4 protein-coding genes and 1 rRNA gene are annotated in these 9,282 nt (G+C 49.9%); 4 read left to right on the forward strand and 1 reads right to left on the reverse strand.

Features of this window, described 5'->3' with window-relative positions:
• Positions 1-52 precede the first annotated feature (52 nt).
• From ligA to OHJ21_RS30750, 3 genes are all read left to right on the forward strand, one after another.
• Entirely contained in the window at positions 53-2,068 is a 2,016-nt protein-coding gene (ligA, locus tag OHJ21_RS30740) for an NAD-dependent DNA ligase LigA (RefSeq protein ID WP_486022130.1), read from the forward strand.
• Between the two features lie 361 nt (positions 2,069-2,429).
• Positions 2,430-6,926: a S8 family serine peptidase gene (locus OHJ21_RS30745; RefSeq protein ID WP_486022132.1), complete on the forward strand. Its 4,497-nt coding sequence runs from the start codon at positions 2,430-2,432 to the stop codon at positions 6,924-6,926.
• Positions 6,927-7,183: 257 nt separating this feature from the next.
• Positions 7,184-7,375, forward strand: a complete 192-nt coding sequence (locus tag OHJ21_RS30750) for a hypothetical protein (RefSeq protein WP_486022134.1) — start codon at positions 7,184-7,186, stop codon at positions 7,373-7,375.
• 57 nt (positions 7,376-7,432) lie between these two features.
• Here the strand turns inward: OHJ21_RS30750 and OHJ21_RS30755 are convergent, their stop codons facing one another.
• Positions 7,433-8,689 (reverse strand): MFS transporter, encoded by a 1,257-nt coding sequence (locus OHJ21_RS30755; RefSeq protein ID WP_486022135.1) that lies wholly within the window; start codon positions 8,687-8,689, stop codon positions 7,433-7,435.
• A gap of 493 nt (positions 8,690-9,182) precedes the next feature.
• Here OHJ21_RS30755 and OHJ21_RS30760 point away from each other — a divergent pair.
• Positions 9,183-9,282 (forward strand): 16S ribosomal RNA (locus OHJ21_RS30760); the annotation flags it as partial.

The following is a 9,282-nucleotide window of genomic DNA, read 5'->3' on the forward strand; positions in this document are numbered from 1 at the left end:
TCACAACCCAACCTATAATGGCCTTATATTATTGAAGGAGGATTGCCCCTGCATGGATTTCAAGGAAAAGATGGAGAAGCTCATTGCGGAGCTGAACAATTACAATTACCATTACTACACGCTGGATCAGCCGCTTGTAAGCGACAAGGAATATGACGCCCTGTACGACCAGCTGGTAGCGTTGGAGGCCGAGACCGGAGTGACACTTCCGGATTCTCCGACCCAGCGGGTGGGCGGGGAGATTTTGAAGGGTTTTGCCCCGCACCGCCATTTGGCTCCGTTATGGAGTCTCGATAAGGCTCAGAACATTGAGCAGCTCCGTACCTGGCATGATCGCGTCGTCAGGCTGGTCAATGACTACAATACGAAGAATCCCGGCAATCCTCTGCCGAATCCTTGTTATGCACTGGAGCTGAAGTTTGACGGGCTCACCCTGAATCTGACCTATCAGGACGGCAAGCTGGTTCAGGCGTCGACACGGGGCAATGGTGTAGTTGGCGAAGGTATTTTGGCTCAGGTGAAAACCATCAAGTCGGTGCCGATGACGATCCCGTACACAGCAGGTACGATTGAAGTACAGGGCGAAGGTATCATGAACCTGTCCGTGCTGGACAAATACAATCAAACCGCGGCCGAGCCGCTCAAAAACGCGCGTAATGCCGCCGCAGGGGCACTCCGCAATCTTAATCCGAAGGTGACGGCTGAGCGTAAACTGAACGCTTACTTCTATAATGTAGGTTATTCGGATGGAATCACTTTTGCCGATCACAAGGAGATGATGGATTTCCTGCGCGAGAACCGGCTCAAGGTCAATCCATACATTTTCTATTTTGAGCAGTTTGATGACGTGATGGAGCAATTGGCCGATATCGAGAAACGCCGTTCCGAGCTCGATTATCTTATTGACGGAGCAGTTGTGAAGGTGACCGATTTCCGCATTCGCGAAGCTCTTGGATATACCGACAAATTCCCGCGCTGGGCAGTCGCTTATAAATTCGAAGCGGAAGAAACCACGACCGTGCTGCAGTCGGTTACCTGGAATGTGGGACGGACCGGAAAAATCACGCCGTTAGCGCGGGTAGAGCCTGTTGAGCTTGCCGGGGTCACGGTGCAAAATTGTACGCTGAACAATATCGGGGATATTGAGCGCAAGAACCTCAAGTTCGCGCTGGGCTCCAGAGTCTTCATTCGCCGTTCGAATGACGTTATTCCCGAGATCCTCGGCAAAGTAACGGAGGAGCAGGACGGAGAAGAGATCCTGTATCCGGAACAGTGTCCATCCTGCGGATTCCCGCTGGAGCAGCGCGGCGCTCATCTCTTCTGCAACAACAAGACAGGGTGCAAACCGCAAATCGTGGCCCGGATCACGCATTTTGCTTCCAGGGATGCCATGGACATTGAGACATTCAGCGACAAAACCGCGATCCAGTTATACGACGAACTGGGCGTGAGAGAACCGGCTGATCTTTACACGTTATCTTTTGATAGCTTGCTGAAGCTGGAGCGCTTCGGCGAGAAAAAAGCCCAGAACCTGCTGGATGCCATTGAGAAGAGTAAGGAGCGGGATCTTGCATCGTTCCTCTTCGCACTGGGTATACCGAATACCGGCAAATCCACAACCAAAATGCTGGCCGATCACTACCGCGATCTGAACCGCGTGATGGCGGCAACCGCAGAAGAATTGGTCGAGCTGCCGGACGTGGGCGGCATCGTGGCCGAAAGCATTGCCGGATACTTCGCGGACCCGTTTGCCCAAGCAAGCATTCAGAAGATGCTCTCGCTGGGTGTCCAAGCAAAAGCGCCGGAAGCACCGAAGCCGGTGAGCACCGATTCCTACTTCAGCGGTAAAACGGTCGTGCTGACAGGCACCCTCCATCTGCTGACCCGAGAAGAGGCGACCGAACGCTTGGAAGCGCTCGGCGCCAAAGTCACCGGCAGCGTGTCCAAGAAAACCGACCTCCTCATTGCAGGCGAGAAAGCCGGCAGCAAACTGGCCAAAGCCCAGCAGCTCGGCATCGACATCCTGGAGGATGAAGAAGAGTTCGTGCGATTGCTAGACGAATCATAATACAACCTGGATATATCTTGCAGAATCAGTTGGACCCCTTAGAAACCGAGGCTATTTCATAGCCTCGGTTTTTCTTTTTCCTCGATTTCCTTTCTCCTCCCTTACTTTCTATGTAAGCCTTAATTCCCTTGAATCTATGACGTTTCCTGGCATTCGTCAAAACCTCCTATACATTCGACTAAACTTAACAAAAACATACAGAAAAGGATGGAGGAATCTAATTTTAGAATCTAGAATAATTTACCACGGGTCAGTCTAATGCCGAAAGGAGTGGATACCATCGAAAGGCAGCACAGATATGCTGATGACATCCCAGACCCTAATGTGATTGGGAAATCTATCTTATGGGAGGGGCAAAGCCTTGAGTAAAAAGTTATGGTCCGCACTACTAAGTTTTTTATTAACGCTATCACTCGTTGCACCAGCGGCTGGGGCCGCTCCGTCAGAACGGCAAGTCGAGCTGGACAATCAGCTCAGTGCCGATGAAGCTAGGCAGATAAAGGATATTCTGAAACAGCGAGCTAAGCTTGCGGAGTTTCCGGTGCTTGAACAAAGCCTGCAGAAATCTGCCGGGGGTCCTACAAGAGTCATTGTAGAGCTGTCTACTGAGCCAGTGGCCTTAGCCAAAGGACTTTCCTCTATTCAGGGTCAATCCTTTAGTTCTTCCGCAGAGGCGAAGGTTGAGGCACAGGTGCAATTGGAGCAGCAGACTTTTATACGCAGCCTGAACACGAAGAATATAACGCACGAAATTTCGGAGCAATATAGTTACGCATTCAACGGGGTGTCCATGGAGATCGACGGCAGCAAGGTTGAAGCGCTGCTTGATCTCCCTGGCGTTCTAGGTGTATATCCCGATCTGGAGGTAACGGTTGGACCGAAGGGAGAAGTGAATCCATACATGAAGGATACGGGGCCGTTCATCGGTGCTCCGGAAGTATGGGATCTCGGTTATACAGGTAAAGGCGTTAAAGTAGGCGTGATCGATACGGGTATTGATTACGTACACCCTGTTTTGAAGGATGCTTATAAGGGTGGATATGACTTCGTCGACAATGATAATGATCCCTATGAGACGACTCCGCTCGACTGGGAGAATGACCCTTCCAATCCCCCACAGGTCGATGACAGGGGAAGCACGTACTGGACGGATCATGGAACGCACGTAGCGGGTACCATCGGAGCCCGCGATGTGGGCGAATATGGAGTCGTGGGCATTGCACCCGAGGCTGATATCTATGCTTACCGCGTTCTTGGACCGTACGGAAGCGGGTATTCCAGCTGGGTACTGGGCGGTATTGACCGTTCCGTTCAGGACGGAATGGATGTAATCAACCTCTCCCTGGGCAATTCCCGCAATGATCCGGACTATGTAACGTCCGTAGCCCTCAACAATGCTGCGCTGGCTGGTGTCACGCCCGTCGTTGCAAGCGGCAATTCAGGACCTAACCGCTGGACGGTTGGATCGCCGGGGGCGGCGGCTTTTCCGATTACGGTAGGAAACTCAACGGGTCCAAGTGACGAAATGGCGGCAACATCGCACTTTTTCACGGAGGCGGAATTGCCGGTTGAGCCAATTGATAACAATAAGGGGCCGTTGGAGCTTGGAGCAGAGCCAACACAACCCGTTACACCTGAAGAGCAGACGGATGTAGGAGCACAGGCAGACGAAGCAGTTGGGCCAACATCGATTGAAGTTGCATCACCAATCGATGAGACAACGCCTTCCGTTGATACGGAGCAGGATGCCACGCCAGTTCAATCAGGTGATGGCCCAGAAGAGGGGCCGGTCACTGATGAAGTCCCTGTTGAATCTATCGAGGATGAAGAGGTGCCTCCGGCAGACGTTAACGCTCCGGCTACGGTGGTAGATGCTACGTATAAGCTTGAATTAATGGCTTGGAATCTCGCAGAGGATCCAGAAGTCGCTCTGGATGGAGATTTTGAACTGGTTTATGCCGATCTGGGCAAACCCGAGGATTTCGCAGATAAAGACGTTACGGGCAAAATCGCTTTGATTAAACGCGGCGAGCTCGCCTTTGTCGATAAAATCGCCAATGCGAAGGCAGCAGGCGCGACGGGCGTCATTGTATTCAATCAGAACCCTGGGCCAATTGGTGTTTTACTTGGGGACAGCTTTGCCTTCATCCCAACCTTTAGTATGAGCAAAGAAGACGGCGATTATATCAAGTCGCTGCTCGATGCCAACCCGGATCTGAAAGTGAATTTTACGGATTTTATTAAAAACCGAACCGCCGGCGATGAAATTAATGATTCCAGCTCGCGTGGCCCGGCTAAAAAGACGCTGGACATTAAGCCAGACGTTGTAGCAACGGGAACGAGCATTTTGTCATCCGTTCCGGCCTACGGGAAAGACATTGCAGATGCAGATTACAGCCAATCCTATGATCGCTTTACAGGTACCAGTATGGCATCCCCGCATGTGGCCGGGCTTGCGGCTCTCATTTTGGAGAAACATAACGATTGGACTCCATTCGATGTCAAAGTCGCACTGATGAACAACGCCAAAGTACTGAATACCGAGTCTTACGATGTAACGGATCAAGGAGCCGGGCGCGTACAAGCACTCCATACCATCCAGGCAGAGGCTCTGGTGAAGGTCCTGGACAAGACTTCGTATCAGGAGAATGGATCAGCTAACCAAAAGGAGAACATTACCGGAAGCATTAATTTTGGTAATTTTACCGGAAAAGCTGCTAAGACCGTTCAGAAAAAAATAAAAGTAGAGAGTATTGGAAATGCGGGCGGGACTTTTAATGTGCAAATCAATAACACGCAGGTCACGCCGGGGGTAAGTGTAGAAACGGATAAAAGCACCTTTACCCTCAACGGTCAAGAAGAACTCACGGTAACTCTCCAAGTGCCGGAAGGGATAGAGGGCGTATCGGAACAGCAAGGCTATATTACCTTTACGAATGGTACCCATACTTATTCGGTTCCGTATGTTGCGTACTTTAATCTTGAGATCACCGGCGTGAAGTATACGAAAGCCTACAGTGATACCGAAAACTACTTACCGCATGTTCCGTTAACCGAGACGGGTGAATTGGGCAAGCTCAACCTGGCTTTCGAATTTTACAATCCGATGCAGATTGTCATCGTGGACTTGTATGACAGTCTTAATCCAGGAGCGGGTGTTGACGGCGACGGTATTATTGGCCAAATATTTGGTGCAGAAGCCTATTTTGATGCCAACACCTCATTTACGATCGGCTGGAACGGGAAATATGCCGATTATGAGACCGAGAAAGAGGTAGAGGTTCAGGACGGATTGTATTCGATCGAGCTTTTATCCCTGGATACCGATCTCGTAGTCCACTCGGATTATGCGACGATTCCTTTCTTCGTGAAGAGAGCGGCACCTGAGATCAAAACCGAGCTTGATGTTAAAATTTCCGGCAAGAACCATCCTGCATTATCCGGAACGGTCGATGACCTCTATGTAACGGCTGCTCCAGCGATGTGGGATGAATGGGCCATTGATTTTGACGTTAGCGAATGGCTGGATGCCAGTTATGTCATTAAAAGAGCTAACAAAACCGTTGCCAAGCAAGGTAGTTTCGATGTCGAGCAGGATGGCGGATTTAACATTGCCTTAGACGGATTATCTTCAGGCAACTATACCGTTGAGCTTTCCGTCAAAGACCGTCAAGGTCTTGAAGGAAAAGCGACGGTTGACCTGCAGCTGACGGGCGCGCCTGGACCAGGCAACCCTGATCCAGGTAACCCAGGTGGCGGATCCGGCGGCGGTGGAGGCTCATCCTCCGGTGGAGGTTCCACGGGAACTCCGTCAACTCCGGCTCCTGAAGTATCGGGGGATGCCAAAGTAACCACGAAGAAAAATGCGGATGGTACCGAGTCAGCAACGGCCGCTCTGTCTGAAGCAGTGGTTACGGCAGGAATTAGCGGAGACGGCAAAGAAGTGAAGCTGGACGTATCGAAGCTGGATTTCAGCAAATATAGCGATGTAGCCCTTACCCTCGGTAAGGCTGCCGTGGATAAGCTGAAAGCATCAGGCAAGCCGCTTGTTATTACAGGTAACGGTTTTACCTTGACGGTGCCTGCCGATACCTTGGATGATTTCACTACGAGCAGCGGATTCAGCTTAGCGGTTTCCGTAGCTGCAAGCAAAGCGGGATCCGAAAACACATTGAACGCTGTATCCCCGATCGTTTCGATCAAGCATGGGGATAAGTTTAAACACCCACTTCTGTTGACATTGAACTATGACCCAACAAAAGTGAAGGATGCGCGCAAGGTAGGTGCCTACGTGCAATCGGAAAAAGGGGACCTGCAATCCGCTGGATTGCTGCAATCGGCTGCGCGTGGATCGATCACGTTCCGTATTAACGGTCCTGGTTCATATGTGGCTGCCGAGAATAACGTGACCTTTAACGACATCGTCAGCCACTGGGCTAAGGATGAGATTGAGGTTGCTGCCTCGCAGCATATTACGAACGGTACAGGTGCAGGCCGGTTCTCTCCGAACAATGCGGTGACCCGTGCCGAATTTGCGACGCTGCTTGATCGTATTTTCGAGACAGGCATCGATTGGGAGACACGCAGCAAAGAAGCGGGGGCGAAGAATCCGCTGACCCGTGAGGATATGGTGGTCATGATCGCGGAAGCGTTGAAGATTGACTCCGACTCAGGCTCATTGTCATTCAACGATACGAATCTAATTTCGGAGGATGCGCGTGCAGCCGTAGCCTTTGCTGTAAACCAAGGTCTGGTGAAGGGAGTGAATGGCAACCGCTTTGCGCCTGGTGAGACTTCCACTCGGGCTCAGGTATCCGTGATTGTGTACCGTTTGCTGGATTATCTGAACAAAATCTGATGAAAGCCTAAACAGATTCATCTAGGATACAATCGTGGTTAAGCAAAAGAGGAGCTGCTCCATGTCATGCGATTTTGACAGGGCATCTCCTCTTTTTAATGACGCTCGCTTTGATACAGTGTATTACAATGCTAACATCGTTGCTCCTTTTAAAGTTGGCCCTCGTTTATTGGAACCGTCAACAAAAATGTTGATTATACATCCCGTGATATGTAATATTTCGGTAGCGTGTGAAGTCGGATGAAAGGAGGAAGGGAATGAAATATAATACAGTGTTCTATGTAACCATTGCAATAGTTCTATTTTTTATTATGGTTTCCGTGCTCGGGGATATCGCGGCTGAGGATGCTGCTGGAATGATTCGCATGAGCATCGAGTGGCTGACGAAGTACGTGCTTCCCTGGATATTCCTGTACTGGTTCATCAAACTCGTCAAAAAAATAAAATGAAAAACACTCACCAGACGCACGCAAAGTGCAGCCGATGAGTGTTTTTTCTCATATCAATTAATCCCTCGACCACTGATCCAGCTTGTCGTCACCCGGAAGAAGCAGGGCAAGCAGACCAAGCAGCGGCAGGAAGCCGACGGCAATCATGACATTGCCGATTCCCCAAGCATCCCCGAGATTACCGAGCACAAGCGAACCGATCCCGCCCATGCCAAAAGCAAACCCGGTGATCAGCCCGGATACTGTACCGATATTGCCAGGATGCAGCATTTGGGCATACACGACGGTAACCGAGAAACTGGACAACAGGACAAATCCGCCGATCAGCAGCAATACAGCCGCCCAGAACGGGGAGGCGAACGGCAGAATCAACGCAATGGGTGCCGTGCCGATCATGGAGAGCATGATCATATTGCGGCGGCCAAAGCGGTCGGCCAGCGGACCGCCGAAGAAGGTGCCTACAGCTCCGGAAGCGAGAAACAGGAAAATATAGATCTGAGCATTATCAATCGTGATCTTGTATGCATCCATGAGGTAGAAGGCATAATAGCTGCTGATGGCTGCGCCATACCAGGAGCGGATAAACACGAGAATGACGAGAACCAGCGTTGCATTACGTACGCTTTTCCGGCGAGCGGGATCGAGCATGCGTCCGGCAGTTTTCTTTTTAAACGTGTAACCAGCTTTCAGCATGCCGTGGTACCAATGGGCAACATAGGATTGCACGATGATACCAGCCGCGGCAACGAAGGTGAAACCGATCGCGCCAAACTGTCCGAACGGTACGAAAATGTATCGTGTCAAAAGCGGGGCAAGTGACTGTCCGGCATTGCCACCTACTTGAAAGATGGATTGGGATAACCCTTTTCGCATGCCTGCAGCCATATGTGCGACCCGCATTCCCTCAGGGTGGAAGGTCGCAGAGCCTAATCCGATCAGAACGACGGCGAACAGAACCAGGATGTATGTATGTGCATATGCAAGAATGAATACACCTGCAAACGTGAAACACATACCGATCGGAAGCAGAATCGGTGTCGGCCTTCGATCCGCGGCGTACCCGATAACTGGCTGGATAATGGATGAAGTAAAATTAATAGCGAAGGAGATCCAACCGATCTGCGTAAAGGTAAGCAGCAGATTATCCTTTAATATAGGAAAGATTGCAGGAATCACGGACTGAATTGAATCATTAAACAAATGCACGAAACTGATGGCGATCAGAATTTTATATACGGTGGCCTGATGTGCCTCTCCGTGCGCAGGACTTGGAGTCTCTTTTGGCTTCTGGAGAGCGATGCTTTTGTCTGCCATTCGGCGAACTCCTTTCTTATAGATATGGTCGGTCTGTTAAAAAGCGATGAACTAACCTTAAAACCTTTTCTATAGGAAATCAATTACATTTCGAGATGATACTTCAGAAATTTGAGGTCTATGATTAAGCACATTCATAGCAAGGCTGCCTACAGACTGGGTTAAATATCGATCTCTATAAGATATAAATCATGATAGGATCGATGTTATGCGAAACTTTACATATTTTCTTTTAAAAATGCTTGCTATATCTTTTGTATCATGGTATATTACTAACTGTCGCTTTTGACGAAAGCTTTTGGAGCTTGTCGAACGGCGTCGAAAAAAAGTGTTGACATCAAGTTAATTACTTGATAAGATATAAACCTGCGCTGCTGATTGAAAATGATCGGCAAAGCAGCCAACAAGTTCCTTGAAAACTGAACAAATGGATCACGTCAATGTAACATAAGCAAACGTTAATACGTTAGCTTTGAAATGAGCAAGTCAAACTTTATTGGAGAGTTTGATCCTGGCTCAGGACGAACGCTGGCGGCGTGCCTAATACATGCAAGTCGAGCGGACTTGATGGAGTGCTTGCACTCCTGAAGGTT

The sequence above is a fragment of the Virgibacillus sp. LDC1 genome, assembly GCF_025792345.1.
Lineage (GTDB): Bacteria > Bacillota > Bacilli > Paenibacillales > Paenibacillaceae > Paenibacillus_AQ > Paenibacillus_AQ lautus.

What these genes read in the sequence shown, in the direction of transcription:
- OHJ21_RS30755 (WP_486022135.1), bottom strand. Translation starts at nt 8,689, where the DNA reads ATGGCAGACAAAAGCATCGCTCTCCAGAAGCCAAAAGAGACTCCAAGT.
- ligA (WP_486022130.1), top strand. Translation starts at nt 53, where the DNA reads ATGGATTTCAAGGAAAAGATGGAGAAGCTCATTGCGGAGCTGAACAAT.
- OHJ21_RS30750 (WP_486022134.1), top strand. Translation starts at nt 7,184, where the DNA reads ATGAAATATAATACAGTGTTCTATGTAACCATTGCAATAGTTCTATTT.